Source organism: Herbaspirillum lusitanum P6-12 (assembly GCF_000256565.1).
GTDB lineage: Bacteria > Pseudomonadota > Gammaproteobacteria > Burkholderiales > Burkholderiaceae_D > Herbaspirillum > Herbaspirillum lusitanum.
The window spans coordinates 1-546 of the sequence record NZ_AJHH01000520.1 but is presented as its reverse complement, the minus strand read 5'-3'; the positions used below and the strand labels follow the sequence as shown (position 1 = coordinate 546).

At 58.8% G+C, this 546-nt stretch carries 1 protein-coding gene; it reads right to left on the bottom strand.

Annotated features, from left to right (window positions below; all coding sequences use genetic code 11):
• Positions 1 to 546, bottom strand: a 546-nt coding sequence (locus tag HLUSI_RS29255; RefSeq protein WP_040503605.1) for a DUF4347 domain-containing protein, incomplete at both ends; no start/stop codon positions are given.

Genomic DNA, 546 nt, shown 5'->3' with positions numbered 1-546 from the left:
TGTCAAAGTTCTGGAACAAGCCGAACTCGCTGGAGCTGAACACAACCTGCTTGACGTCATTGATCGGCTTGCTCAGGCCTGCATTGGATAACGTTTGCCAGGCGCTGGCCAGCGAGTTGACCGTCAGGGTGTCCGTCGTACCGTCGGCATACGTAAAGTCTATCTTCAGGCTGTGGGACTCGACGCCGACATCAAATGAACTGAGGTCAAACGAGTAGCCGGCTGCGGCGGTAATGGTCAGCTTGACCTCGTTGACGGGGCCGTCATAGGCGTACACGCCGTCTGAACCATAAGAGCTATCTACGCCCAGGCCGCCGGCGGCGCCACCGCCTGAAAAGGTGATATTTTGGCCGTTGACCTGTTTTACGATAGTGGTCGAGGTGTAGTCGGCATCGGCGCCGGTGAGGCTGATCAGGGTGAGTACATCCTGATAGCCGGAAATGTCCAGGGTTTTGGTGTCGATCTTGCCTTCATGCACCTCCAGCGTCCAGTTGCCGCCTTTGGCCGCCGCGCCGGTCGCATCGCGGGACGCGGCAACATCGGCGC